Genomic DNA, 23,925 nt, shown 5'->3' on the forward strand with positions numbered 1-23,925 from the left:
TCATATGATTGCCGCCTCATTTAGCGTCTCTAAACGTCAGCTTTCGACTCCAGTTTGGTCGTTCAGGAAGCCCCTGCCGTTACCCGAAACTTGCCATTCGCTAGTTTCCGCGGAGGAAAGAATCAAAGCCATTAGCCCACCGACAATTTTCGGATGGATTGGCCTACCGGACGGTTCATAATCGGAGCTGCGCTCAGCTTCCCTGCGCCGCCGATGACCCGACGCTTGCCTCTAAAAGAATCTTTAGATCGGTTGCGACCTCGAACCCGTTGGGGATTCGATAGTTATTTAGCAACTTGTCGTCTTGGCCAGACTCTTTCACTGCAACCTTCAGTTGACCCAGCAACTTCTTGCCCTTAACCGTCGTAGGCGTCGCACCGCCGGCAGCATTCCAAAGAGTGTCTGAGTTAGGCGAACCGCCGTCTGGATAAAGCTCTCGGTTGACTAGCTTACGCTTGTCAAAAAACGTTTCCTTCGCCTTCGAGACTTTCGCTGCGGCCGCGCTTCGCCATTCCTCTGCAGTCTCGATTGGAACGTCATATAAGGCAGCGAGATAGTCGGCTGCACAAAAATAAGCCTCGACGTCGCTCCCAGCGGTCACCCATGGGAACGTACCGTCGGTCTTGAACCGGTCAGCCCACATTCCGGCCTCGTCGTCCGACATAAAGTCGCCGTCGCGGTGAATGATAGCCTTGGTCTTAAGCTGACCATCTACGAGCAGTCCGCTCAACAGCTTGTCCTTGGGAAGATTGTCGATGCCAAAGCATCGACAAACGGCGAGTTGCCTAGCCAGCGCGGGCCACTGCCGCAGGATCGCCCTCAGCGGCGTGTCGTCCTCATCCTCGACGAAGAACAGCGCCGCCTTGTCTAGCCCACCCCAGCCAAGTAGGCGACGGATGGCTTCACCATCATCGGTCTCGACCTTGCCCTCATTCATCCATACGAGCTTCGCTGCCGGACTCGCCGCGCGCGCTATGTGTGGGCTATGCGTCGTCAAAATGATCTGGGTTTCGGTTTCCGCAGCGGCCAACTCCAATGTCTCTATTAAGCGTTCCTGCTTATCCGGATGAAGGTGGGCATCGGGCTCATCAATGAGCATAATCTTCGGCTCGAACAAAATTAGGTAAGCAAAGATTTGGATGACTTGAAGCAGCCCGGTAGCCGCAGTCTCAAGTGGTCGGTCTTGGCTGTCGAGGCCCGGTGACGAATAGGTCGCCGATATATGATAGTCCTCACGTTCGTCGAAGGAGACGTTGACACTGATCCCTGGATGCACCGTCGTGATATATTGGTTCAGCCGTTTAAGGCGATCGATGCCAGCCGATTCATTGGGATCGTTCAACCGGTGGCTACGCAGATTGAGGAGAATGTTCCTCATCACTCCCCCTGCGTCACCGCTCGCCGCCTGCCGACGAAGCGATGGCTGCGCAAGGATGCTCTCACGCTCGGAGAGCCCCGCTAGTCCGGGAATGTAAGTGGTGATGAATTGGAAACGCTGCTTGTACGGAGTGACGGTGTTGCCGCCTTCGATGTAAGCCGTGATGCCACCACGGTTTCGTGCAGCCCTGATTTTGATGCTGGCCTGCGCCTTTTCTTCTCCTACCGACACATGAGTGAAAACGACCTCAACAGGAGTCGAGGCCGTATCTGTCTTTAACTCGCTCTTGTGCGCAGTACGGAGTGGCTCGCTAGACGGTACGTAGTCAAGTCGCTCGAAAGAAATCATCTCTTTCGTGTTCTTAGGTGCTACGTAGCTGGCAGCTCGGGCTGCCCAATGTACTGCTTGGAGAACCGATGACTTTCCCGATCCGTTGGGCCCGACGAGAATAGTCACCTGCCCAAGAGGAATGACAGCCTCCAGCGTGGCCTTGAAGTTGCGGACGGTGATCGACTCCAGAAGCGTCCAGGCGCGCGCGCGGCGAGATCGGGTATCCACCACTGTAAGCGACGGCTGGCTCTCAGCTAGCGCCGCCTCATATTCTAGTTCGGGTATATCGCTTACGAATGCTACCGGGCTGGTCATGTCGCTCGCCTGTTTGGGCTCGTGCACCTCGTTTGCGGTAGCATCCAATATTGGTAGCTCTACCGTTACGGTCGGCGTGGTCGCAACAGCAGCATCAACGAATACTTCGCGCTCGATTTCCTTTTCGTCCATGGCAATCCCCCCCACAATATCAAGAATGTAAGACGACATACATTAGGCTGCAATAGGTATCGATCGCCGACCCGAGCTTCATTCACTGGTACACAGACTATGCCGACTTTGGAGGTGCAAATATCAAAGTACACCGGTTGCTGCACATCCCGGCGGAACCACGCTAAAAGTTCTCCTGGCCCCTTTGCCGAACTTGCTGCTCAGAAGCGGACATTCTGTTTTCCACCCCATTTCACACAATGGTGACCAATTTCACGATGGCTGACTTGGGGTGTCGTAGCAAAAAATGGCTAATTTCCCATAAATATTCGTACCGCTGTTCTTAATAGAAAAGCCAATAGTAACAATGGGTTGCAAGAGAAGAAAACCTACATTTTGAAATTTTTGCAAAATGAAAAATTCTACAAAGCACTCTAAAATCAGAAAAAACTCAATGAAATCAAATGGCTGGGGAACCTGGATTCGAACCAAGACTAACGGAGTCAGAGTCCGAGCTAGCCTATTGCTGTTTCTGGCATTTTCTTCAAAAATCCTCAAAATTGGCCCACTATGAATCAATAGGTTAGGGGGAAAATGCAAAATCATTTTCGCCCCTAGCCCATCGTCGACCGTAATCTTATGACTTGGTCACGAGATCTGAACTGCCAATAAGTGTTTCGGGATCGAGGGCTTCATGTTGCCATTCAGGGATATTTCTACGATTACTTAACAACTGACGAAGATCATCGACGTCGTTCACCCCAAGCAGTTTTTTGACACGATTGAAATAGGCCAAGGACTGAGAGCGGGCAAATATCTCAAACGCGTCGAATTTGTTAGTGGCGAATAACAAAGACTCTGGCCACCAGGTAATTTGACCGTCTAACACGAGGCTGCGAATGTAGAGCAGGAACTCCGCCTGCATAAAATCGGATCTCGTTGATTTCCTGTCCATCGGTACGCTTAATAAGGAAGTCAGAGCGATAAGATAAGCGTTGTTTTTGCCTAGAATATTCGGTTAGAGAGCCGGTAGGACAGCGGAAAGCAGTAAAAGGTACCGTTTGTGAGCGTCTTGTTCTTCCATAATACTGTATGTAATATGGTGTACTGATTAGGTAGTCGGCAAGATCAAAATGCTCATATTTTATTAAATAAGCAATCGTAGTAACGAAAATCTCATGTATAATAAATCTAAAATTATCTTGTTCCCACTCTCTCACAACAGATGCATTAGAAGGTGCATACATATAGGAAAAGATATTTTCAAAGAAACGGTGAATGTTGCTAACCGCAGAGCTTGTTGGATGATATAATGCGATGCTCTTTATGACCTGTAGATATTCCTTTTTCGTCTGATCGAAGCTCTCAATGCTTTCGATTACAACTGCATAGGGGACAGTTTCCGGGTTTGCCAGAGATATTCTAAAACTTTCAAAGCTCCTAGCGAGGGCGTCAAAATACTCTGATATCGCGCCATTCACGTAAACTTTTCCTGTTTGAATCGCATCAACCGTTCTTCTTTGAAGCGTCCCTGTTCCAGTCGAAATAGCATCCTTTTCATTCAGAAACGTGGGGGTCGAGCCCAAAGGGGGTTTTACATGAAGCGGCTTATTAAAAATCCAGCGTAAAAGCTTTTCGAAGTTTTCCTGGTAATCGGATAATTGACTGAGGTCGATGAAAATTCTGCCACTATAATATGCAGGAAGAAACGGCTTTCCTTCGTGGTCTTTGTGCGGAATAACCACTACGAATTTATCTTGATTTACACTTGAATATATTCTCTGCGATATAATTTGAGTTTCAGTCCCAACGCCGCCTGTGCGCTCATCGGCTCGTTTTGCGTATGTTTCATCTGAAATTATTGCAACTTTTGTTATGGTTGGATCCGTTACCATTTTCTCCATGAACGCATTTGCATCATGGCCCTCTTTAAGATCCCACTTATCTAGAATTACGTCGACCCCGGATTCTCTTAAGCTCGTCGCCAGCTTTACAACCCAATTCTCGTGCTCTGGGTTAGACCAGCAATAGGAAACGAAAAGCTTAGGTGTATGTGTCTCGGTCATATTGTCTTCCGCCGTTACCAATTTATTTTAGACATAGAATCAAGCAGAGGGTTTCTCAATCCAAAGGCATCACTAAATTCACAATCTCAGGAAGAGACGCCATTTGCTTTGAAAAATTCGATTCTCGTTTGGTTATCGCTGATCGGTTTACTCGAAAATCATGGGCAAGAATGTCTATAGACTAGCGCAAACGGCTCTGGATTTTGTGGTGAAACATTGTCGATCAGCCATTGCAGAATCACATAGTTGGCCACCGGGATCGCAAGGAATGTCCGAAGCTGTTCGAGGCCTATGAAGCCTACGTCCCTGCAAAGCGTGTGCGGACCTTGCGCTAGTTGTATCGGTGCTTCTGCGACCGGCTGACCTAGTCCACTGTTCTTCCCCTAATTGACAGAGGTAAGTCGAAGAATAACGATGCTTGAATTTGAAAGATGGGTGCTTATGATCCATCATGGAACCATTACGGGGGATTGGGTTTGAAGAAGAAAAGCTCTCAGAAGATTTTCGAATCAGAAAGTGATGTTGAGCAGAAATTCGTGTTTCAGCTTTTGACTAACCCTGCGCCTGATGGTTTGGGAATTCCGTCAGTTGATATTCAAACTAAAGTAAATATTAGAAAATTCGCGATTGAGAAGCGAGCGCAAAAGAAGATTTATTATCCAGATTATATCCTTTTGGCTGAGGGCATACCTTTGGCAATCGTCGAGGCCAAGCCTGCTAGCGATCGAGATCTTTCCGAAGCATTCAGGGAAGCGCGGCTTTATGCTGCTGAATTGAATGCGATGTATGCGCCGGGAGTAGCGCCGGTGAGTTTCGTAATAGCATCGAACGGTGTCGAGCTATGGGCAGGTCCGGCTGACTATCAGGATCCTGAGCTCGTAACCACTGTAGAGTCACTCAAGCCTTATAGTCCAAACCTCGAATGGCTATCTGACCATGTGGGAGCAAAAGCGCTAGCTGCCTCAGCCTCTAAAGTTCAGAGTGCTCTCGCTCCACAAAAAAGCTGGAAACCTCGCTCTTTGGTTGGCGGGCAGTCCGTTCAAGACGAGCCGATGGGATTGAATACTTTTGGCGCCACAATCTCATCTGATCTGAAGCAGATGTTCACTCCCTCAACACGCGAGGAAAGGGCGAAAATCGTTCGTGAGGCCTATATTACCTCGTCGCGGAGGACACGATACGTTCAACCCATCGATGCAATCATTAGAGCAGCGTCGCCATTTAATCATGGCGTTGCACAACTGATTGAGGACACGGGAAGACCTAGCCCGGTAGTGGAGAAGATAAGGGGATCACGCACCTCGTTAGAGCATAAGGTGATGCTGCTAGTTGGCGGTGCTGGAGCTGGTAAAACTACCTTTGTCGACTATCTCCAAGAAGTTGCTTTGCCCGCTGACCTTCGAGAGAGTACTCTCTGGGTTCATCTAAATATGAATTATGCATTGGTGAATCGCGAAGAAATTTACAACTGGTTACGCGAAGAGATTATTGATTCTATTCGCTCCTCTTTCGATGATATTGACTTTGATGAACTGGAAACAGCGAAAGCGCTCTACAGTGTTGAGATTAATGCATGGAATAAGCAGGCATCTAGACTATTGGGTGAAGGTTCGAGTCAATACAATACAGAATTATACAACGAGCTAAAGGGATTGAAGGCTGATCGACACCGGAGCGCTCAAGCTTATTGCCGTCACTGCGGTGGTGAACGTGGCAAATTAGTGATCATAGTACTGGACAATTGTGATAAGCGGCTCCTTGAAGAACAGCTTTTAATGTTCGAGGCAGCGCAATGGCTGCAACGGGAGTTTAGAGCTTTAATAATCTTGCCTCTACGTGAGGAAACCTACGACAATCATAGCGACGCACCTCCGCTCGACACGGCTCTTAAAGACATGGTATTTAGAATCGAGGCGCCACCGTTTCATAACGTTCTTTCCAAACGCGTGGAGATGGCGCTAAATCAATTGCATTCCTCAGAAAAGACATATCGATACGAACTAAAGAACGGTATGCATGTTAACTACGATGCTGGCGATCAAGCTAAATACTTGTCGGCAATTGTGGCTTCGATTTTCGCTGAAGATCGCACCGTCAGCCGGTTGGTCTTGGGGCTGGCGGGAGGAAATCTACGCCGGGCTTTTGAGATTTTTCTGGAATTTTGCAATAGCGGCCACATTCCTGAAAGTGAGATTTTAAAGATTCAACGAGCTACGGGCACATATCAAATACCATTATATATTATGTTGCGAGTATTGCTGAGGCAGAATCGACGTTACTACGATGGATCTAAAACCTATCTTCGTAATCTATTCAGCACGAAGGAAGCTGCGTCCCCTAGAGATTACTTTCTGTATCTATCAATATTGGAATGGCTACGGCAGAGGAGCAACCAACGCTCTATAAGTCGGATCGTAGGGTACTTTCCTATACGAGAAATAGTTGACTTTCTTGCTGTTTACGGTTTTAGACGAGACGTCGTTACTGATGCTATAACGTCATTAGCTCGATGGCATTGTGTTTTGACCGAAGATTTTAAGGTTGACCATCTTAAAGAAGCAACCTTGGTTAAAATATCTCCTGCTGGGATTGTTCATTTGGAGTTGTTGTCGGGTGTAGACTATTGGGCAGCAGTTGCGGAGGATATATATTTCGATGACTATGCTCTTGCAGAAAGGATCGCGGGCCGGATGGCCAATGCGGCGACGCATTACAATGCTGTCACGGGATGGCAGAACGCCGCGGAGGCTCACGAGTACTTAGAGGCAAAACTTCTTCAAGCGGTGCAGTCTGCAGCTTTTGTTCATACAAATGACTTCGCAGATCTAGTAAATCTTTCGGCAGCAAGAACAGGTATAGCCGTAACGGCCGAGCAGATAGGCATGCACGAATGGTCAACCGCAAAAACTGATTATCCAACAGGTACTGTCATAGAGTGTAAGATTGCTCGTATCAAACCATTTGGTTTTTTTTGTGGATTTCAATAAAAGCGTATCCGGCATGGTGCACATTAATCAATTGCCTAGGGGAATTTCTATCTCAGATTTTAAAGTTGGAGATACCGTTAAGGTCGAAGTGGTCGAGGTTCGTCCAACGGAACGAAAGGTAGTGCTGAATTTTGTACTCGATGCCGTATGCGCTAAATAAATCTCTTGCCAGAGTGAACTTTTTGGGCTTTTCTGTAGTTGTTAACACAGTCGCCTTGACTTGCGATAAAGATAGGTTTATGGCGGCGAAATCGCGTGACCGACTTCACGCACCTACGAACCTAATTGCGGTTAGGTAATTCGAGAAAGTGGAACTCGAACAAAGTAGATGGAAATGTGCTAAATAATTGAAAATACAAGAAGGGCCTTCGCAGCAATGCGAAGGCCCTTCGGCTTTAGAACGTCATCCTGCCCGTGAATTGACAAGCTATCGGGGGGTAATCAGAATGGCCGTTTGGCTTGCCCCACTTAAAACGGCCTGCTACGTCGTCCGGCCCACCGAATTTTTCGATTACGGAAATTCGGATTGTTTCCTATGAACTAGATGGGGGGTAGTAACTCGTCAGGGTTGCAGAGTGCGGCTGGTCAGAAGAAGAAGCGGCAACAGCCATCCGCGTTGTATCAGAAGGCTTGCACCGCGGAGCGACCGGTGCCGAGATCGACGAATGATCAGCCTTTAAATGCAAAGGAACGGGCTGGGCTAACCAAGTATCAGGGCTACGAGCTTCTTCCAGAATGAGGCCAATACCGCGCCAAATGTTGCCGCAAAAAAACTGACAAGCATAATGGCGCCCACGCCCCTTTCTCTCCAGCGGTTGAAATCTGCAACCGGCTCCTCGACCTTTTCCAGCCGTGTGTCGATGCTTTCGATCATCCGCTTAACGTCATCAAGCGCCCTGTCAGTTTTCTCCTGCTTTTCATACTGCTGCTTTCGATCTTGCCGCGCCTTTTCCTGATCCGAGATGATCAGGTCAAGTTTCCCCTCGATCCGTCCTATCGCTCGCTCCTGCCCAGCTTCTGTCATGGCTTCCACCCACACATTCTCGCGCCCCGTTCATTATGAGCGAGCATTGCTGATACCTCCCGATCAGTCATAGCAGCCAGAGCGGCATAGGATGGCCGCAAAGGACTTGCGACCAAACAAAATGAGCCTTGCGGGCTGGCGCATGCCGAGAGCGTGCAGAGAGCGGCCAGTGCAATCACCTTGACCATTTTGACAGCCTTTCCCGGTTTGTCTCTGCGTCTCGGCCTGCAACCGCTGCGTCAATTTCGTCGGCAACGGATCGTGCGGCAGAGCTTTCATCGTTCTGCCGCGTCTTTTCAGCGTCCTTGCCGTCTGCCCGGCCCTTCAGGTACAAGCCGAGTCCCCGGCGATGGCAAGGCCGATATAAGCCACCCATCCATTGGATGAGGAAATTAGCGTGATGATTGCTTCAAGCATGATCGGCCTCGCCTACTTTATAGCGAAGCGCGCGGGCCTTCTTATTGATCCGGTGGCGGTCATACAGCCACCAGACAAACACGATGCCATTTACAATGACGCCGGTAAGCGCATCGGCAGAACCGCTATCCAGCCAACCGCGAGCAATAAGCATACCGCCGACCACCTGAAGGATTTGTCGAATAATTGGTATAAGAAGAGCGATATCCATTACTTGTCCTTCCCAAAGAACGAGAGAATGGCTTTCAACAAATCCGCCCAGAATCCGATGGAAGCTGATGGGCTCGTGGATGTATCTGGAGAGATGGGAGGCTGCTCCTCTTGTTCCGGAGCCGTAGGAGGTGGCGACATGGCTACGCCTAGTGCTTTCACCTTGTCGAGCAGCGCTTCGACAGCCTCTGGCTTGATCAATGCCTTATTCAGTTCATCACCAGCATAATAAGTTTCGCCCCGCTGCACCTTACGATGCGCACCCTGTGCGGCGATAAGGACCGGGAAAGATGCCCATTCTTGAGCAAGCCGTTTGCCGAATTCGGTGCGGCTGATCTTCCCAGCCATGAAGTCTTCATAACCCCGACGCTTCAGGAGATGGAAGGCGAGCCGATCCTGAAAATTCGGATCGAAAATCTGCGTTCCTTTTAGGCCAAGCTCCTTTGCCAGATCTTGAAGAGTGGCGCGCATGAACTGCGCTGCCCCGGCGGCAGAAGAGGCCGTCGCAAATCCCCAATTGGCCTTTACCCAAGCCTTGCTCGACCAGTTCTTTTGAGCGTCGATTAGATCGCCCAACGTCATTTGCGTTATAGGCTGGGCCAAGCTCACTCTCCCGCTGGACGGTATCCTCGCCGAAATGGCGTTGCAGGCGCTCCGCATTATCCGTGTCGGAATGGTCGAGTTTCGCGCAAATCTTGACGACGGCCCGGTCAACCTTGCTCTTGTCCCGGAGCGTGGCGTGCGGTTCCCCGTCGGATGTGGAGTCAGCATCATGCGGACCATCGGTAGCGGGGTTGCGGGGATCGAGTGTCGCCGCTTCCGCCTGTCTGGACGCCTCATTGAGAATCGCACGAACCGCGGATGGAATGTCTTTGGTATTCTTGGTCACGCGGCACCTGCCATCATTTCGGAAAAGTCTGTGCCTGCCGGGGGCCAGGCAATTGCTATGCGGCGTCCGGGCCGCAGAATACGCGCCTTGGCGCGCGCCATTGCAGCAGCGGTGGAGATGCGCTCCGAATCCCCGTCACCCAGCAGAACAACGTCGTTCACATGGTCGGGCATCCAGAAAGCATCGTCCGGTGCTTGGTCGGCGCGGGGTATAGGCCCGTTCACCATGACCGCGCGGTTCCGCCCGCGCTTGTCCGTCTGTGTGGCGGTCGGATGCGCAAAGCGGGAAGACGGATCGGCAGGCCCGGCCAGATTGCCGAGATCGCCTGCGGCGAAATAGAAGGTGTCGGGCCGAAAGCCTTCCGCCCGACCGACAGCGGCCACATTCTCAATGCCTTCGCCGCCCACCCATCGCAATGCGTCCGGCGTGCCGCTGATCGGGATAAGCCCGCCTTTTTTGGAACCGCGCATCTTTTTGGATTTGAGCAGTTCACCTGTGGCGGGATCGATCAGTTCAGGACGGAATTTGGGGTGGCGATCGAGATCAATCCACGTAATATGGCAACCAACGATCGCCATATCAGGTCCGACAAACGGCGCGACCATGGCCGGTCCATCATGAATAATGGCATCGCCGTGCCAATAGGGCACGGAAGGCGAAACGCGAAGCCACCTCGCATCCGGCACGCCAGCCCCGCGCCCCTCAAGATAGAATCTGCCATGCGGCTGGCTTGCGTCGCACAACACGGCGGCGCGCCCATAAATACCGCGCGCCTTGTTGCGTTCCTTCTCACGAAAATCGTTTTGCTGGGCCTGCTGTTGCGCCTGCGCTTGCTCATTCTTGCGGCGCTGCTCATCAAGGCGCGTAAGGCGCGCTTCGCGTTCTTCCTCGGATCCGCGCTCGCCCCCTTCCGGAATAGGCTCGCCAAGCAGAATTGAACAGGCTTCGAGCAGCCCGTCACGCGTGCGCACATTGAGCCCGTGAACATGGGCTGCCATGCCTATGGCGTCATTGCCACCATGCCCACCCTGCCGGCAGTTCCATTTGTTCTTGACCGTGTTGAAGGCGAATGTGTCGGTGCCGCCGCAGGCGGGGCAGGGTTGCGGGTGCTCATTGCCAGTGGCGCGGAATTTCAGGTTCAGGCGCTTCGCGCCCTCGGTGATCGATAAGGCGCGGGCGGCTTCGATAAACTCTGCGGTATCAATTTTCATGAGTCACCTCCAAAAAATGAGGTGCTCCTGCTGGTTAGTACTGTGGTTTTTGCTAAATGTGCGTTGTGGGCTGATGAATAGGGGGAGCCATGAACAGCGAAGAATTGCCGCAAGCGCCACATGTTTCTGATTATCCAGTCTACAGCGAGAAAGAATGGTATGCGCTCGCGATGTCCTTCGGTGTGATCACCACGGTAACCGCGGGTTTCTTGCTGTGGTGGGTTTTCTATGGGGATTTCCCTGACGAGTTCAGAGATCGCGCGTCCGTCGCAGGCACGATTGTAGCTTTTGGGGGCGCGATAACGACTTTCTGTACGGTCGCTTGGCGTGGTCTGATAACGACACGACAAGCCGATACGGCCAACCAGCAAATGCAAGAAGCCATCGAACAGGGAAAAAGGTTTGAACGACAGCTGCAGGCGACCGAAATTAACAACGTGGCGGTTCTTTTCGAGAAGGCAGCTTCTCTCTTGTCGGATGCGAGCAAGTCCAAACAGCGGGCGGCCATTGCGCTGTTGAGAAATGTGGGTTTGTCCCGCACCGCCGGGCTTGGCCGAGAAGTAGTAGACCTTCTTACAGATTATCTGTCCGAAGAGGCGGGGGAAAGAGAATCGGATGTAACTGCCGCAATTGCTCTCAAATATGCTGATGAGATAGCTCAATCCATAGGAATGGTTACGAGATGCAACGTGACACTCTCGAATCTTCAACTGGATACGCTTCCTAATGCTATTGCGGGCGTAACTTATAAAGAATGCGACATTACTAATGTTGCCCTCAAAACCTTCGCGTACTATGAAAATTGCCTTATCCGAGGCTGCACGGTTAACCTGCATTCCGTTTTTCACGGCACGAACAGGTTCTATGAATGCAATATAATCGCGGTTATTGTCGATGATGACGCTGAGTTCCACGATTGTGATTTCAGCGATTGCAAGGTGGCAACTCGCGTCACACCAAGAATGATGACGGATTGTTACTATTTCGATGACAGACCGCCGATAGAGCGGATACTGCCCCAGCTGAAAGACGGCTTGCGAAGTAGGCCACCTGAAGCTTAACACGATCAGATACCCATAAATCATTCTGCTGCCTCCCTCTGCAAAGCCAGATGCCCGCAGTTCGCCCCGACGAGCGCGGCAGCGACGGGCGGCGAAACGCTGTTGCAGCAGGATACCTGTACCGATTTCGAGAAAACCTCGCCATTGATAACGGGCGAGAACCAGTCCAGCCCCACATGCGCGTCACGCAAATAATCAAGCGGCTCAATCTTGTAGACATTCTCGGACAAATGAAGCGTCTGCGGATGATTGGCCTCATGCAAGGCCAATGCCGCTGCATTGTGATAGATGGCGATATCGGGCGAACGACCAAGCGCCATTTCGATACCGGTTGAAGCACCGCCACCGCCTGCGAAGGAATCAATGATCAGGGGGAAGCTCATTGTGCTGCTGCCCCCACCTGTTCACGGCCCATCACGCCCCAGCAGTCATCGAGACACCAGCGAATGCAAGTCGTCTTGAGGTAACACTGGATTTGTTGTTCCGACATGCCGGAGGCTTTTGCCATCTGTCGGCGTGTCATCCCCATCTCGCGCAGGAGCGAAAGCCCTTCGATGACCATGACGGTCGGCAGTTCAGGAGGGAAGCTTGCAGGCGTTATGCTGCCGGGCTGGCCGAATGTCTTCATGGGAAAACCTCACGTCGGGTTGCGAGCGAATGCGTGTCGAAAAATGAGGGAGCGCGCTCCAGCCAATCGCAGAGCGCATGCAAGGAATCCGTACCGATGGACCTGCCACGAATGGCGCGGTTCACATCGTCGGGCGGGATGCTGCATATGCGGGCAACTTCGCCCACGGACAGCCGCGCAAGGATGCGCTTGCGGTCCACATACATGCCCAAAATCGTGAAATCGGTAGAACTGGCGCCGGTCATGATTGCACCCGCCGCATTAAAAAAATCGGACAAAAATATCCGAAACGCCTTGACGTTCGGACAAAAATATCCGATATTGTTTTTGTGAATACGGAGAACCCGATGGACAAGCGAGACCGCTTCATCGCCGAGTTAAGGAATGAAGCAAAAGCGCTGGGGCTGGCCTTCAGGGTCAGCAAAAGCAAAGGCAAAGGCGGGCACGCAACAGTATGGGTGGGGGATCGCTTCACCACACTACCGAGCCGGGAAATCGATCCCAAGACCGCCGCGAAGATCAAGAAAGGATTGGGGCTTGTATGAGCCCCAATCCGCCACCAGCCAACGGGGCCGAATGAATGGAGATTAATTGAATGAGGACATACGCTTACGCAGCCGTCTTCGAACCTACCGAGCGAGAAGGCGGTTTCGTTGTTACATTTCCGGATGTACCGGAGGCCATCACCGAGGGTGACGACATGGCAGACGCACGCGAGCAGGCTTCGGACGCGCTCGGCGTTGCCCTGCTGACCTACCTGGAGATGGGACGAGAATTGCCCGAAGCGAGAACCGGGGGAGATTTGATCTGGCCGGATGCCGAAGTGGCAACCAAGATCGCCGTGATCGAGACTTTCCGCGCTTCGGGCATATCGAGAACCGAACTCGCCAGACGGCTTGGAAAGGATGAAAAGGAGGCTCGCCGCCTGCTTGATCCCGACACGGCAACCAAGCTGCCGCTCATGACTGCCGCGCTGGCCGTCATGGGACAAAGACTGGTTATTGGGCTGGAGGCTGCTTGATAGATTAAATATCACCCGACTATCTCCGTATTGAACAGAGGGCCGAGATCGGCTTGAGAGAGTGGCGCGTCATCACCGACGCGCCACTCTTTTTCTACCCGAGTTCGCGCCATTTACCGTTCCATCCGGACTATTGCATGATGCCGTGCACAAACTGCCCGATGGCAGCACGGTTGAGTTCGAAGGCGATGGTGCGCATGTTAATGTGAAGGCCGGACGCTCGCGCTTTCGCCTTCAGGTATTGCCAGCATCTGACTTTCCCGAAATGCCCGCCGATGGCTTCACGCATGAATTCAAGTTGCCCGGCAAGACGCTGGCGCATGTCGTGGCGACAGTTGGGTTTGCGATTTCAACGGAAGAAACACGTTATTACCTGAACGGAATTCACCTGCACCACGACGGCACAAATTTGGCCGCCGTCGCAACGGACGGACACCGGCTCGCGCTTGTGAAGCTGGACGCGCCCGAGGGCTCCAAGGATATGCCGGGCATCATCGTGCCCCGCCGCACGGTTGGTTTGCTCCAGCATTTCGCTAAATGCGACGATGATATCAAAATCCAGCTTTCTACCGGTAAAATCCGGCTAACGCTTGCCGAGGGCACGACCATCACGTCACGCCTGATAGATGGCACGTTTCCTGATTATCAGCGCGTAATCCCAAGCGATGGCGACAAATCTTTCGTTCTCGATCGAACGGCAGTTTCGAACGCCATTGATCGCGTGGCCACCATTTCGACCGAACGCGGGCGGGCCGTGAAATGCACATTCACAGCAAGCGAACTCACGCTGGAGGTAACTAATCCTGATAGCGGTCAATCGGAAGATAGCGTTGTTGTCGACGAGGGCAGCGGGGAAGACATCTCCATCGGCTTCAATCATCGCTATTGCCTGGACGTTTTTGCGGCCATGGCGAGCAAGCAAATTCGTTTTGAACTGTCCGATCCAGGCTCCCCAGCAAAGGTCTATCCCACCGACACTGTCGACGGGGGTGAGCCGCCCTTGTTCGTAATTATGCCCATGCGGGTTTAGGGGGCGGAGTAATGTCTGAGAAAAGGCAAAGAATCCGACCGGGTAGTCGACTATCCCATCGGGAAACCGGCGAAAATGCTCGCGTTATGACGATATCAGAGGGTTGGGTTATGGTTCGCCCGACAGGCGCCAAACCCGTGCTAGTCAACGCACGTGAACTCTACCTCCATTACGAGGTGACGAAATGGTGAGCATCGGTCAGCCAGCAAAGATTATGGGCGCATCGCTGGCAGTGCTTGTCGCCTTCATCGTGTCATTTGAGATTCTTGTCCCAATACGGGAGATCATTCGATGAAGCTCATTGACCGCATATCGAAGCTAAGAGCACCGAGCAACAATACGGACGTGCTTATCGAAGTTGCGCTCTTTGAGCTGGACAATGATTATCTGTCTGCAAGACCAAACGCAGCGGGAACGAAGGTTGTTTACATGCGCAGGAGCGGGAAAACAGATACCTTCTGGGCTGCTGATCACACTCTCACGTCAGAGAGTCGCGCCGAATCCATTGCCCGTTTACGAGCTAAGGGAGTAATCGGATGAAAAGACAGGTCGCCTTTAAGCAAGCCGATGTGACCAGAGCTATCAAAGGCGCTATTGCGGCAGGGATGAAAGTTGCGCGAGCAGAAATAGACCTGTCGGGGAGAATAGTTGTTGTCTCTCCATCGGAAAACACGGCGAAACCGGCAAACGATTTGGATAAATGGTTGGCTGAAAATGCGCGTTAATCTCAAGGGTATTAATAAGGCGAAGGTGAAGCTCGCCAACGGCGACACAGTAACCTATTGGTACGCATGGCGCGGTGGACCCCGACTAAAAGGACAGCCGGGCGATGATGAGTTCATCGTCTCCTACAACGAGGCCATAGCAAAAAAGGCGAAGCCGAAAGCAGGTACGCTACAATCTATCCTGAACGGCTTTCAAGAGACCACGATCTGGGATGATCTGTCGAAACGGACAAAGAGCGACTACGTCAAACAGATCAAGGTTATTGAGGCGAAATTCAGCAACTTTCCCCTGTCTGCACTTGCCGACGCGAGAACGAAATCCGTGTTCATGCAGTGGCGCGATCAACGAGCGAAACAATCCCGGCGGCAGGCAGACTATTCCTGGCAGGTGCTGGCGCGAATATTGTCATGGGCACACGGCCAAGGCTTAGTGATGGCAAACCCGTGCGAAAAAGGCGGACGAGTTTATAGGGGGAATCGCGCTGAAAACGTTTGGTCCGATCAGGACGAAAAGCAGTTTTTGGAGATCGCCCCAAAACATCTTCATCTTCCGCTGATCTTGGCACTTTGGACTGGACAGCGGCAGGGTGACCTATTGAAGCTTACGTGGCACGCATACGACGGCCAGCGAATTCGGCTGCGACAATCAAAGACGGGTGCTCGCGTTATTATTCCGGTCGGTGCACCGCTGAAATCCGCGCTCGATGCAATAAATGTCAAGGAAGGCGCAATTCTGAAAAACAGCGAAGACAAAGCTTGGACGGCAGATGGTTTCCGCTCTTCATGGCGCAAAGCGTGCGCTGCCGCAAAAGTAACAGGCGTTACGTTTAACGACCTTCGCGGCACTGCCGTGACACGACTCGCATTGGCCGAATGTACGGAGGCGGAAATTGCAACAATTACGGGGCACAGCCTCCGTGATGTGCGTTCGATCTTGGATGCGCATTATCTGCACCGCGATCCAAAGCTCGGGGAATCAGCTATTCGAAAGCTCGAAGCCAGAACAAAATCTGCAAAATGAATTGCAAAATGGTCCACGCTGTTCCAGCTTTGTTTCGTAAATTATGTAGGAAAATCAAATGGCTGGGGAACCTGGATTCGAACCAAGACTAACGGAGTCAGAGTCCGTTGTTCTACCCTTAAACTATTCCCCAGCAAGGATTGCAAATCATGCTCTTATCGAGCGTTTGCAATTGCGACAGAAGCGTGAAGCTCGTTCGCGACGGCTTCCATCTAGCGAACTCAAACCCCGAACGCAACCCCTTTCTTTGAAAAAAGAATAGCAAATTTCGCCATCCCCAATTTGTCGCGCCGCAATCGCCGCAAACAACCGCCAAGCATGGTCTTTTGCCAGAAGGCGGGTTGTTTGCGCGACGCCGGAATAAAAAAGGCCCGGCCAGCGGAGGAGCGGGCCGGGCAAAGGGCAGGCTGGCCGAGAGGGGACCCGGCTTGTGAAGGTGGCGCCTGCCAGATGTTCCGTGGGCAGTTCGGCGAAGGGGTTTCGTGCGAACTGCTTGAGATTCAAAAGGCTGCTGAGGCCGTGGCCTCAGCAGATGTGGCGTGTCGCCTCGATACGGCGCTGCGCATCAGCCAGCGAGCGCAGAACACGTGTCGGATTTTCGCGGCCGCGATAGTGGGTCGCCGTATAGACGTCACCACGATGCAGGCCGATGTCACGCAGGAGATAATCGTCAAGCTCGGAAATTCGCATCAGCTGCCGTCGATTGCGGGACATCATCCAGCGACGCAGAGCCGACATAAACACAGCTTTCACCGTTTGCGCGAACGTGGAGGTCTCTGCGCGCGTTGCCGGTAAATAGGTCGTCGTTGTCTTGCTTATCGCTGTCATGTCCGCTCTCCTTTAAATCAGCGGTGCTAAGGGGTTCTCATCGTCAGGGTCATGCGCTTTCGCAGCTCCTTTCCTTTACGACGGCTGCTTTATCCAACAATCAAATTGATTGTTCCAACGAATGTTTCTAATGTCATTCTTCAAAAATAGTGATGGATAGCGCCCATGAGCACGCCTCTGGATCTCGATCAGTTACAAACCTTCATCGCGATAGCCGATACGGGCAGTTTCACACGCGCTGCCGATGCGATTTTCAAGACGCAATCGGCGGTTTCCATGCAGATGCGGCGGCTTGAGGAACGGATCGGAAAGCCGCTCTTCGAGCGGGACGGGCGCTCCAATCGCCTGACCGAGGATGGCGACCGGCTGCTTCTCTATGCGCGGCGGATGATGCAGCTGAATGGGGAGACCATTGCGGCCTTTGACGATACGCAACTGGAGGGCCATGTGCGTATCGGGACGCCTGATGATTATGCCGACCGCTTCCTGCCGGAAATCATGGCGCGTTTTGCGCGCTCCAATCCGCGTGTTGAGCTTTCCGTCGTCTGCGAGCCGACCGTCAATCTGGACGAAATGATCTCGTCGCGGCACGCTGGATATTGCGCTGGTCACCCAGTGCGACGACAAGCGCCGCTCGGAAGTGGTGCGCACCGAGCCGCTTCTCTGGGTCACGTCGGCCAATCATGCTGTGCATGAGGAAGCCGTGCTGCCGCTTGCGGTGGGGCGACCGACTTGCATCTGGCGTCATGCGGCAATCGAAGTGCTGGAAGCGGCGAAACGCGATTATCGCATCATCATCACGAGCTGGTCGGCGACGGTTTCTGCCGCTGCGGTTCTCTCCGGGCTTGCCGTTTCGGTGCTGCCGGAATGTGCGTTGCGCCCTGGCATGCGGGTGCTGGGTGAGGCCGATGGTTTCGGGCGGTTGCCGGAATTTGGCATTGGCATCATGCGCGGCCACAACAAGCAGAATGCGGTGGTGGATGCGCTGGCGCAGCACATCATCGAAAGTCTTGACAATATTTCATCGCCCCAGCCGGGAGGCATTGTTGGCGCGATGAGTTCGCCGGAAATCTCGCCTTTTCCGGCGGTCCGCACGCGCAGGGTGCGGGCCAATGAGTTGTTGCCGGGCTGGTGAGGCCCGTTGATAAGCATGAGATGATTTTCTACGCGACTTCTTGACCAGCCGTATCGGCTGATGGCCTATGATGGGATGAGCATGGGTTCCGATCTCGAGTTTTACCGGCGCATCGTCGAATGTCGCCGAGTATAGCGTTTCCGAGATTTCCGGCGCTTTGAAGCGCACGGTCGAGGATGTGTTCGGCCATGTGCGCGTGCGGGGAGAAATCTCCGGTTATCGCGGACCGCATTCGTCCGGTCATGCCTATTTCGCCTTGAAGGACGACCGCTCGCGGCTGGAAGCCGTGATCTGGCGCGGTTCCATGGGCCGCCTGCGTTTTCGTCCCGAAGAAGGCATGGAGGTTATCGCCACCGGCAAGCTGACCACCTATCCGGGATCGTCAAAATATCAGATCGTCATCGAGCAGATGGAACCGGCGGGCGCCGGTGCGCTGATGGCGCTTCTGGAAGAACGCAAGCGCCGCCTTGCGGCGGAAGGCCTGTTCGATCCGGCGGTCAAGCAGCTCCTGCCCTTCATGCCGCGTGTGATCGGCGTGGTGACATCGCCGACAGGCGCCGTCATCCGCGATATTATTCACCGCATTTCAGATCGCTACCCGCTGCATGTCATCGTCTGGCCGGTGCGCGTGCAGGGCGAGACGAGCGGTCTGGAAGTGGCCACTGCCGTGGACGGCTTCAATGCCTTGCCGGAAGATGGCGCGATTCCGCGTCCCGATGTGCTGATCGTGGCGCGTGGCGGCGGTAGTCTGGAAGATCTCTGGGGCTTCAATGACGAAGTTGTCGTGCGCGCCGTGGCGGCGTCGCATATTCCGGTGATTTCTGCGGTCGGCCACGAAACCGACTGGACGCTGATCGATCTTGCCGCTGATGTGCGCGCACCGACCCCGACAGGCGCTGCCGAAATGGCCGTGCCGGTCAGGGCCGATTTGCAGGCAACGCTTGCCGGACAATCGGCGCGGTTGGCCTCGGCCATGTCGCGCTTCATCGACCTCAAGCGGCAGGCGCATCGCGCGGCTGCGCGCGCTCTGCCTTCCGCCGATCAGTTGCTGGCCTTGCCCCGCCGGCGTTTTGACGAATCCGCCTCGCGCCTGACGCGGGCGCTGTTCGTCAACACGCAGAAGAAGAGGGTGCATTTCGAAGGGCGCGCCCGTCAATTGTCGCCGCGCCTGTTGCAGCGCCGTTTCGTGGAACAGCAACGCACCATGTCGCTGCTCGGTCAGCGACTGCCGCGTGCGCTGGAAGCCTTTTTGCGGGAACGCCGCACGGCGCTCTCGCATCGTGGCGACCGGCTGGTCCCGGAACCGATCTTGCGGCGCACCCGCCTTGCCACATCGACCGTCGAGCAACTGGATCGCAGGCGCGATCAGGCGGTGCGCCTTTTGATCGAGCGCGCCAAACGGCGCGGACAGGAACTGGAACGCCTGATGCGCACCCTGTCTTACGAAAGTGTGCTGGACCGTGGCTTTGCCATCGTGTTCGATGCGGACGGTCATCCGGTCAAGCAGGCGGCAGGCGTGGCGGCGGGCGATGCGCTGTCGGTTCGTTTCCGTGACGGTGAAGTGGCGGTGGTTGCTGATGGCGGTGCAGAGGACGAATCGGCAGCCAAACCGGGCGCACCGAAAAAGCCTGCATCGGCTCGCTCCGGCGGGCAGGGATCGCTATTTTAGCAACACTCGCAATGTCTTGAACGCCGAATTGGGAAGCCGAGTGCAAGCTCCGCTGTTCTCTTAAGGCTGGCTTAAGCTTGGCCTTTTCTTTCTCGCACATCCGAAATGATGAGCACAATTCGGGCAGGGCGAACCGCGTTTCTGCCGTGATGCGTGTCAAACGAAGAGTTCAAGGATGTCGCGTAAAAACTCCCAGGACGCCGCATTTTCCGGCTTGAAGGCGGCGGTGTTCAACCGCCGAAGCTTTCTGATTGGTGCAAGCGCTGTTGCGCTGTCAGGCTGTGTTTCGACTGCCCAGCCGCCGCTGCCGGCAAAGCCGGTCAATAAGCCCGTTGCGCCGTCGCAGCCCGTGCCGCTCATGTATCAGGCCATGCCGGAAGAGCAGTTTCCACTGCCTGCCGTCGATATCAGTAAGGTCGATCAGAAATTCTGGCGGCAGGAAGTTGATTATCCGACGAGCGAGACTAAGGGCACCGTCATCGTCGATACGCCGAACAAATATCTCTATCACGTGCTCGGCAATGGGCGGGCGATGCGCTATGGCATCGGCGTCGGTCGTGACGGCTTTGCCTGGGCGGGCCGTGCCGTCATCGCTTACAAGCGCCAGTGGCCGCGCTGGACGCCGCCGGATGAGATGGTTGCCCGCCAGCCAGCACTCCAGCCCTACAGCATTGCCAATGGCGGTATGCCCCCCGGCCTCAAGAACCCGCTGGGCGCGCGCGCCATGTATATCCATAAGGATGGCCGCGATACACTATATCGTATCCACGGGTCGCCCGAAGCATGGAGCATCGGCAAGGCCGTCTCTTCCGGCTGTATCCGTATGCTCAATCAGGATGTAATCGACCTTTATAACAATGTGCGCGATGGCAGCACGATTGTCGTGATCCCCGATCCGACAAAGGGTCAGCAGGTCACGAGCTAACCTCGGAGCACATCCCGAAAATGAAAAGGGCGCGAAAAACGCGCTCTTTTTCATGTGTGGTTTTCTGCCGGACTGAAGCTCAATAAGCATATTCCAGGAAGATCGGCTCGACGGAACCGGCCCAGATGCTGTTATAGGCTTTCAGCATACGCTCGGCATCGGTAATGCCAGCGGCGACGATTTCTTCCAGTGGCGCCAGGAAGTGGGTTTCGTCAAAACCGTCCGAGTTGAGCTTGTTGCGGTTCTTCAGGCCAAGACGCGAAATCTTCAGCGTTTCGCGGGCGATGCCTTCCAGCGGCTTGCCACGGAATGTTGCGGTGAGCGCCTTGGTGGGCACTTCGTTGCGCAGCGCCAGAACCTCTTCATAGGTCCAGTCCTTGGTCAGCATTTCCGCTGCCGTCAGCGCTTCTTCGTCATAGAGCAGGCCGACCCAATAGGCGGGCAGGGCGCAGATACGTCGCCATGGGCCGCCGTCCGCACCGCGCATTTCGAGGAAGCGCTTGAGGCGAACTTCCGGGAACAGCGTCGAGAGATGGTTGGTCCAGTCGCCCATATTCGGCACCGGATCGCTGACTTCACCCTTCAACGCGCCGTTCATGAACTGGCGGAACGTGACATGGGTGCAATCGTGATAACGGCCATCGCGCAGGATGAAATACATCGGAATATCGAGCGCCCAGTCGACATAATCGGCAAAGCCGAAATTTTCCGAGAAGACAAAGGGTAGCACACCGGCGCGCTGGTTGTCGGTATCACGCCAGATGTTCGAGCGCCATGACAGGAGACCGTTCGGTTTGCCCTCGGTGAAGGGCGAACTGGAAAACAGCGCCGTGGCGACCGATTGCAGTTTCATCGAAACCTGCATCTTGCGGCGCATGTCGCGTTCGGAGCTGAAATCGAGATTAACCTGAATGGTTGAGGTCCGGTACATCATGTCCAGACCTTCCTTGCCAACCTTCGGCATGTAGTTGGTCATGATCTTGTAGCGCGACTTCGGCATGACCGGCGTTTCGGCCAGCGTCCATTTCGGGCTGCCGCCGACGCCGAGAAAACGAATGCCCAGAGGCTCGGCGATTTCACGCACCTGGCTCAGATGCGCGTTCATTTCGCGGCAGGTCTGGTGAATGGTCGTAAGCGGTGCGCCGGAAAGCTCGAACTGGCCGCCCGGCTCCAGCGAAATTGCGCCCTGTCCGGTCGGCTCGACAAGGCCGATAATGTTGCCTTCGTCCATGATCGGCTCCCAGCCGAGCATGGCCTGCATGCCTTCCAGAATGGCCTTGATGCCGCGCGGTCCCGCATAGGGAACAGGGCTGTTGTCAGCGGTATAGAAAGGGAATTTTTCGTGCTCGGTGCCGATGCGCCAGGCATCCTTGGGTTTGTTGCCCCCGGCAAGATAGATCGCGAGTTCTTCAACGCCCGTCAGTGCCGTTTCGTCAGTCGTATCGCGCGCCATACAGTCTATCCCTGGTCGTATTTCAGCTTGTCAGCGTGATTGGACAAATTTGTCAAATCACGCAAGTCAATTTCATTGAACGATCGATTTAGAGAACATCATGCCGCATTTCTCCAGTCGCCGAGAACGGCCTGTACCAGAGCCATGGCGGCAACGGCTGCGGTATCCGCCCGCAAAATGCGAGGGCCGAGCGGAATGGCCGTCACGAAGGGCAGACGGTGCAGCACTTGCCGCTCTTCTTCCGAAAATCCGCCTTCCGGGCCGATCAGAAGCCCCGTTGGTCCGGTCTTCAAACCTTGCAGAATGCTCAACGGATCGTCCGATTCGTGACCCTCATCACAAAAGATCAGACGGCGCGACGGGGCCCACTGGTCGATAAAGCGGTCGAAGCGCACCGCGTCGCGGCATTCGGGTATGGCAAGCACACCGCATTGCTCGGCAGCCTCAATGGCATTGGCCTTTATCTTGTCGGTGCTGAGTTTCGGCACTTGCGTGTGCTGGGTGACGACCGGCTGCAAGACGCCAGCGCCCATTTCAACGGCCTTCTGCACCATATAATCAAGGCGGCCCTGTTTCAGCGGCGCGAAACAATAGACGAGATCGCTTGGCGCTGGCTGCGGGCGGGTCTCCTCAACAGGTACGAGCAGAACACGCTTCTTGCCTTCCGGCTTTAGCCAGGCCTTCCATTCACCGTCGCGCCCGTTGAAGACGAGAACTTCATCGCCTTCTTTCAGGCGCAGCACGTGAATGAGATAATGGGCAGCCTGCGGCGCAGCCTCCACCGGCGTTTCCGGGGCGAGGTCGTCCTCGATGTAAAGTCGTTGCATTCTGTAATTTGCGCGCATGATCGCATCGATGGCAGAGGGCAAGCCTGCCGGTCAAGCGCTTTGTGTGGCAGTTCTGCCAGCCTGCCGATTGAAAACCGCTCTCACATAACAAATGGCTTACACAAACAATTGATGGGAAATGGCTGGCGGTTGAATCTAATTAGATTGTATCCATATAGGTATGAAGCTATCTATTTGAATGGAATTGAAGTGATGAAACAAGCTTGGGTCGAATTCGCGCCGCTTCTTGCAAGCACCGCCAGAGGATGGCGGAAAGCCTTTGATGCGGCCATGGCGGAGCATGGACTTTCCGATGCGAAAGCTGTTCCTCTGATGACCCTCTTGCGGCATGGCGATCTGATCCCCCAGGGGGTGCTGGCCGAACGGGTCGGCATCGAGGGGGCGACGATCGTTCGTGTCGTCGATGAGCTGGAGAAGGATGGCCTGATCCTGCGCGTCGCCGACGATGCCGACCGTCGCGTCAAACTCATCCAGTTGACCGAAGACGGCCGCGCCCTTGCCACCAAAGTGGAAAAGTCTGCGGCCCGTCTTCGGACGCAGTTCTTAAGCGATTTCGACGCCGAACAGGTCGATGTCGCCATGGAAGTGTTGCGCAGGCTGAACGAGAAATTCCTGAACATCTGAACCAACCACACTGCCTTCG

At 54.1% G+C, this 23,925-nt stretch carries 22 protein-coding genes, 1 tRNA gene and 2 pseudogenes; 13 read left to right on the top strand and 12 right to left on the bottom strand.

The window, feature by feature from the left end:
• Window positions 1-193: 193 nt before the first annotated feature.
• Together QLQ11_RS11790 and QLQ11_RS11795 are read right to left on the bottom strand one after the other, a co-directional pair.
• The gene (locus QLQ11_RS11790; protein ID WP_283736249.1) at window positions 194-2,155 is read right to left on the bottom strand and encodes an ATP-dependent endonuclease; all 1,962 of its coding nucleotides are present in this window, start codon (window positions 2,153-2,155) and stop codon (window positions 194-196) included.
• An 815-nt stretch (window positions 2,156-2,970) separates the two neighbouring features.
• Window positions 2,971-4,200 carry an SEFIR domain-containing protein gene (locus QLQ11_RS11795; protein ID WP_371835977.1) on the bottom strand — a complete coding sequence of 410 codons (1,230 nt, stop codon included), beginning with the start codon at window positions 4,198-4,200 and terminating at the stop codon, window positions 2,971-2,973.
• Between the two features lie 431 nt (window positions 4,201-4,631).
• Here QLQ11_RS11795 and QLQ11_RS11800 point away from each other — a divergent pair, with 431 nt between their 5' ends.
• A complete protein-coding gene (locus QLQ11_RS11800; protein ID WP_283736251.1) occupies window positions 4,632-7,187 on the top strand; it encodes a type I restriction endonuclease in 2,556 nt (851 codons plus the stop codon).
• 13 nt (window positions 7,188-7,200) lie between these two features.
• Window positions 7,201-7,347, top strand: a complete 147-nt coding sequence (locus tag QLQ11_RS11805) for a S1 RNA-binding domain-containing protein (RefSeq protein WP_371835995.1) — start codon at window positions 7,201-7,203, stop codon at window positions 7,345-7,347.
• A 540-nt stretch (window positions 7,348-7,887) separates the two neighbouring features.
• On the opposite strand, the gene QLQ11_RS11810 is transcribed toward QLQ11_RS11805, so the two are convergent.
• The 4 genes from QLQ11_RS11810 to QLQ11_RS11825 form a co-directional block, all read right to left on the bottom strand.
• Complete coding sequence (locus QLQ11_RS11810) at window positions 7,888-8,211, bottom strand: hypothetical protein (RefSeq protein WP_283736252.1); 324 nt, start codon at window positions 8,209-8,211, stop codon at window positions 7,888-7,890.
• A 409-nt stretch (window positions 8,212-8,620) separates the two neighbouring features.
• Window positions 8,621-8,839: a hypothetical protein gene (locus QLQ11_RS11815; RefSeq protein ID WP_283736254.1), complete on the bottom strand. Its 219-nt coding sequence runs from the start codon at window positions 8,837-8,839 to the stop codon at window positions 8,621-8,623.
• Window positions 8,839-9,441 (bottom strand): hypothetical protein, encoded by a 603-nt coding sequence (locus QLQ11_RS11820; protein ID WP_283736255.1) that lies wholly within the window; start codon window positions 9,439-9,441, stop codon window positions 8,839-8,841. Before QLQ11_RS11820 ends, QLQ11_RS11815 begins: the two co-directional genes overlap by 1 nt.
• A gap of 282 nt (window positions 9,442-9,723) precedes the next feature.
• On the bottom strand, window positions 9,724-10,938 hold the full coding sequence (locus QLQ11_RS11825; protein ID WP_371835978.1) for a P4 alpha zinc-binding domain-containing protein: 1,215 nt from the start codon (window positions 10,936-10,938) through the stop codon (window positions 9,724-9,726).
• Window positions 10,939-11,027: 89 nt separating this feature from the next.
• On the opposite strand from QLQ11_RS11825, the gene QLQ11_RS11830 reads away from it, so the two are divergent.
• Window positions 11,028-11,999: a hypothetical protein gene (locus QLQ11_RS11830; protein ID WP_371835979.1), complete on the top strand. Its 972-nt coding sequence runs from the start codon at window positions 11,028-11,030 to the stop codon at window positions 11,997-11,999.
• A 152-nt stretch (window positions 12,000-12,151) separates the two neighbouring features.
• Here the strand turns inward: QLQ11_RS11830 and QLQ11_RS11835 are convergent.
• Window positions 12,152-12,382, bottom strand: a pseudogene (locus QLQ11_RS11835) (C-5 cytosine-specific DNA methylase); the annotation flags it as partial.
• A complete protein-coding gene (locus QLQ11_RS11840) occupies window positions 12,379-12,627 on the bottom strand; it encodes a helix-turn-helix transcriptional regulator (protein WP_283736258.1) in 249 nt (82 codons plus the stop codon). The gene QLQ11_RS11840 and the pseudogene QLQ11_RS11835, both read right to left, overlap by 4 nt.
• 77 nt (window positions 12,628-12,704) lie before the next feature.
• Here QLQ11_RS11840 and QLQ11_RS11845 point away from each other — a divergent pair, with 77 nt between their 5' ends.
• The 6 genes from QLQ11_RS11845 to QLQ11_RS11870 all read left to right on the top strand — a co-directional run bounded on the left by QLQ11_RS11845 (window position 12,705) and on the right by QLQ11_RS11870 (window position 16,424).
• Entirely contained in the window at window positions 12,705-13,172 is a 468-nt protein-coding gene (locus QLQ11_RS11845) for a hypothetical protein (RefSeq protein WP_283736259.1), read from the top strand.
• Between the two features lie 50 nt (window positions 13,173-13,222).
• On the top strand, window positions 13,223-13,648 hold the full coding sequence (locus QLQ11_RS11850) for a type II toxin-antitoxin system HicB family antitoxin (protein ID WP_283736260.1): 426 nt from the start codon (window positions 13,223-13,225) through the stop codon (window positions 13,646-13,648).
• 61 nt (window positions 13,649-13,709) lie between these two features.
• Entirely contained in the window at window positions 13,710-14,678 is a 969-nt protein-coding gene (gene dnaN, locus QLQ11_RS11855; protein ID WP_283736261.1) for a DNA polymerase III subunit beta, read from the top strand.
• A gap of 291 nt (window positions 14,679-14,969) precedes the next feature.
• The gene (locus QLQ11_RS11860; protein WP_283736262.1) at window positions 14,970-15,218 is read left to right on the top strand and encodes a hypothetical protein; all 249 of its coding nucleotides are present in this window, start codon (window positions 14,970-14,972) and stop codon (window positions 15,216-15,218) included.
• Window positions 15,215-15,403, top strand: a complete 189-nt coding sequence (locus QLQ11_RS11865) for a hypothetical protein (RefSeq protein ID WP_283736263.1) — start codon at window positions 15,215-15,217, stop codon at window positions 15,401-15,403. The genes QLQ11_RS11860 and QLQ11_RS11865 overlap by 4 nt, the downstream gene beginning before the upstream one ends.
• Complete coding sequence (locus QLQ11_RS11870; RefSeq protein WP_283736264.1) at window positions 15,393-16,424, top strand: site-specific integrase; 1,032 nt, start codon at window positions 15,393-15,395, stop codon at window positions 16,422-16,424. Before QLQ11_RS11865 ends, QLQ11_RS11870 begins: the two co-directional genes overlap by 11 nt.
• Before the next feature lie 59 nt (window positions 16,425-16,483).
• Here the strand turns inward: QLQ11_RS11870 and QLQ11_RS11875 are convergent.
• Window positions 16,484-16,557, bottom strand: a tRNA-Gln gene (locus QLQ11_RS11875).
• Between the two features lie 392 nt (window positions 16,558-16,949).
• On the bottom strand, window positions 16,950-17,252 hold the full coding sequence (locus QLQ11_RS11880; RefSeq protein ID WP_121538902.1) for a DUF1127 domain-containing protein: 303 nt from the start codon (window positions 17,250-17,252) through the stop codon (window positions 16,950-16,952).
• A 165-nt stretch (window positions 17,253-17,417) separates the two neighbouring features.
• On the opposite strand from QLQ11_RS11880, the pseudogene QLQ11_RS11885 reads away from it, so the two are divergent.
• From QLQ11_RS11885 to QLQ11_RS11895, 3 genes and pseudogenes are all read left to right on the top strand, one after another.
• A pseudogene (locus QLQ11_RS11885) lies at window positions 17,418-18,387 on the top strand (LysR substrate-binding domain-containing protein).
• Between the two features lie 91 nt (window positions 18,388-18,478).
• On the top strand, window positions 18,479-20,056 hold the full coding sequence (xseA, locus tag QLQ11_RS11890) for an exodeoxyribonuclease VII large subunit (protein WP_371835996.1): 1,578 nt from the start codon (window positions 18,479-18,481) through the stop codon (window positions 20,054-20,056).
• Between the two features lie 175 nt (window positions 20,057-20,231).
• The gene (locus QLQ11_RS11895) at window positions 20,232-20,981 is read left to right on the top strand and encodes a L,D-transpeptidase (RefSeq protein ID WP_109367826.1); all 750 of its coding nucleotides are present in this window, start codon (window positions 20,232-20,234) and stop codon (window positions 20,979-20,981) included.
• A gap of 79 nt (window positions 20,982-21,060) precedes the next feature.
• On the opposite strand, the gene QLQ11_RS11900 is transcribed toward QLQ11_RS11895, so the two are convergent.
• Together QLQ11_RS11900 and QLQ11_RS11905 are read right to left on the bottom strand one after the other, a co-directional pair.
• Window positions 21,061-22,434, bottom strand: a complete 1,374-nt coding sequence (locus QLQ11_RS11900; RefSeq protein WP_109367825.1) for a glutamate--cysteine ligase — start codon at window positions 22,432-22,434, stop codon at window positions 21,061-21,063.
• A gap of 98 nt (window positions 22,435-22,532) precedes the next feature.
• Entirely contained in the window at window positions 22,533-23,279 is a 747-nt protein-coding gene (locus QLQ11_RS11905; protein ID WP_124915957.1) for a 16S rRNA (uracil(1498)-N(3))-methyltransferase, read from the bottom strand.
• 195 nt (window positions 23,280-23,474) lie between these two features.
• Between QLQ11_RS11905 and QLQ11_RS11910 the strand changes: the two genes are divergently transcribed.
• Entirely contained in the window at window positions 23,475-23,906 is a 432-nt protein-coding gene (locus QLQ11_RS11910) for a MarR family winged helix-turn-helix transcriptional regulator (RefSeq protein WP_109367824.1), read from the top strand.
• Window positions 23,907-23,925 lie beyond the last annotated feature (19 nt).

Source organism: Ochrobactrum sp. SSR, from assembly GCF_030067775.1.
GTDB classification, from domain to species: Bacteria; Pseudomonadota; Alphaproteobacteria; order Rhizobiales; family Rhizobiaceae; genus Brucella; species Brucella teleogrylli.

Coding starts and splice junctions, on each gene's coding strand:
- QLQ11_RS11790 (WP_283736249.1), bottom strand. CDS start 2,155: ATGGACGAAAAGGAAATCGAGCGCGAAGTATTCGTTGATGCTGCTGTT.
- QLQ11_RS11795 (WP_371835977.1), bottom strand. CDS start 4,200: ATGACCGAGACACATACACCTAAGCTTTTCGTTTCCTATTGCTGGTCT.
- QLQ11_RS11800 (WP_283736251.1), top strand. CDS start 4,632: ATGGGTGCTTATGATCCATCATGGAACCATTACGGGGGATTGGGTTTG.
- QLQ11_RS11805 (WP_371835995.1), top strand. CDS start 7,201: ATGGTGCACATTAATCAATTGCCTAGGGGAATTTCTATCTCAGATTTT.
- QLQ11_RS11810 (WP_283736252.1), bottom strand. CDS start 8,211: ATGACAGAAGCTGGGCAGGAGCGAGCGATAGGACGGATCGAGGGGAAA.
- QLQ11_RS11815 (WP_283736254.1), bottom strand. CDS start 8,839: ATGGATATCGCTCTTCTTATACCAATTATTCGACAAATCCTTCAGGTG.
- QLQ11_RS11825 (WP_371835978.1), bottom strand. CDS start 10,938: ATGAAAATTGATACCGCAGAGTTTATCGAAGCCGCCCGCGCCTTATCG.
- QLQ11_RS11830 (WP_371835979.1), top strand. CDS start 11,028: ATGAACAGCGAAGAATTGCCGCAAGCGCCACATGTTTCTGATTATCCA.
- QLQ11_RS11840 (WP_283736258.1), bottom strand. CDS start 12,627: ATGAAGACATTCGGCCAGCCCGGCAGCATAACGCCTGCAAGCTTCCCT.
- QLQ11_RS11845 (WP_283736259.1), top strand. CDS start 12,705: ATGCAAGGAATCCGTACCGATGGACCTGCCACGAATGGCGCGGTTCAC.
- QLQ11_RS11850 (WP_283736260.1), top strand. CDS start 13,223: ATGAGGACATACGCTTACGCAGCCGTCTTCGAACCTACCGAGCGAGAA.
- QLQ11_RS11860 (WP_283736262.1), top strand. CDS start 14,970: ATGAAGCTCATTGACCGCATATCGAAGCTAAGAGCACCGAGCAACAAT.
- QLQ11_RS11865 (WP_283736263.1), top strand. CDS start 15,215: ATGAAAAGACAGGTCGCCTTTAAGCAAGCCGATGTGACCAGAGCTATC.
- QLQ11_RS11870 (WP_283736264.1), top strand. CDS start 15,393: ATGCGCGTTAATCTCAAGGGTATTAATAAGGCGAAGGTGAAGCTCGCC.
- QLQ11_RS11880 (WP_121538902.1), bottom strand. CDS start 17,252: ATGACAGCGATAAGCAAGACAACGACGACCTATTTACCGGCAACGCGC.
- QLQ11_RS11895 (WP_109367826.1), top strand. CDS start 20,232: ATGTCGCGTAAAAACTCCCAGGACGCCGCATTTTCCGGCTTGAAGGCG.
- QLQ11_RS11900 (WP_109367825.1), bottom strand. CDS start 22,434: ATGGCGCGCGATACGACTGACGAAACGGCACTGACGGGCGTTGAAGAA.
- QLQ11_RS11905 (WP_124915957.1), bottom strand. CDS start 23,279: ATGCGCGCAAATTACAGAATGCAACGACTTTACATCGAGGACGACCTC.
- QLQ11_RS11910 (WP_109367824.1), top strand. CDS start 23,475: ATGAAACAAGCTTGGGTCGAATTCGCGCCGCTTCTTGCAAGCACCGCC.